This is a genomic window from Synechococcus sp. H55.2 (assembly GCF_047462495.1).
GTDB lineage: Bacteria > Cyanobacteriota > Cyanobacteriia > Thermostichales > Thermostichaceae > Thermostichus.
On sequence record NZ_JANSJH010000074.1, the window covers coordinates 13,568 to 14,878 of the forward strand.

At 56.3% G+C, this 1,311-nt stretch carries 1 protein-coding gene; it reads right to left on the reverse strand.

Translation table 11 applies throughout. From position 1 onward, the window contains the following. On the reverse strand, positions 1-971 hold a 971-nt coding region (locus NW844_RS09415), incomplete at its 3' end, for an ABC transporter substrate-binding protein (protein ID WP_414335131.1). Between the last annotated feature and the right edge of the window lie 340 nt (positions 972-1,311).

The window sequence follows — 1,311 nt, forward strand, 5'->3', positions numbered from 1 at the left end:
TTGTCGGCCTCGCGGCTTTCGGCCAACTCCGCTGCCGGGGCGCTCAAGATCTTCAGCTCGCTCAAAGCGGGGAAACCTTTTGGCGGCGTCACACCCTGCCGCAGCGGCATGTAGCCCATCTCAGCAGCGACCTCCTGCCCCTTCTGAGACAGCAAGAAGTCCACAAAAGCCTGGGCAGCTTCCAGGTTGGGCGTTCCTTTTACAATTCCCACCGGCTCGGTAATCACCGGCACGCCCTCCTTGGGATAAACTACCTCCACCGGGGATCCCTCGTTGCGGCTGCGAATGGCAAGAAAGTCCACCACCATGCCGTAGCTTTGTTCGCCACCGGCGACGTTGCGGGCGACAGCGCCATTGCCCTGCACCAGCACAGTTTTGTTCTTTTTCAGCGCTTCGTACCACTCCCAGCCCAGGCCGGGGGTACGGGTGATCACCCCCAAATTGTAGGCGGCAGCACCCGAATAGGTGGGGCTGGGCATCACCAGCTGGCCTTCCGGAACCTGGGCTAGGGCTGCCCAGCTATCGACAGGCTGGGCTTTGGCCGTGTTGTAAACGATCACCGTGGCCAGGATCTTGGTGCCGAAGTAGCGGCAGTCTGGATCGTAGTAGGTGGCGGCGATGGCCTTGGCTTCAGGGCTGCAGTAGGACTCCAGCAAATTGCGGGATTTCAGCAACTCAAAAGTAGGCGCATCGGCCACCAGCAACACATCGGCTTGGGAACTGCCCTTTTCTGCTTCCAGCAAAAAGCGGCTGATCACCTCCTCGGTGCCGGAGCGAAAGATCTCCACGGAAACTTCTGGATAAACTTCTCGAAACGCAGCCACGGTTTTCTGAGCGTCTGCATCGGGTTGGGAAGTGTACAAGCGCAATGTCCCGGAAGGCTTGGCCCAGGCTGGGTTCAGGGATCCCCACGCAAAAGGCTGGGCAAAAGCCACGCTGCAAAGCACCGCCAACAGAGATAGAGGACGCACGGCGATTCTCCTAACCACTCCGAAATTGGGTCTTGTGTTCACTCTCACTTTACTGCCGATCTGGCACATCGGATTTTCCCTTATTTCCGGGGTGGAGTACAGCTCAGAATATCTATACCTCAACAACAATGATCCAAAAGTTATCTGCAAGTTATTTTGGGATTAAGCTTTGATTAACAAAAAGTTGCCGGTCAGATTGTGGGAGGAAGGAGCGCATTTTGGTTCAACAGCTATGCTGTCTTTATACTTCGGCCGCAGGGATCTGAAAGCAGCTTCTTCATCCAACTCCTCATCGAGAAGCTCAACCAAGACAACCAGCTTCCGACTTCACCCGCCGTCC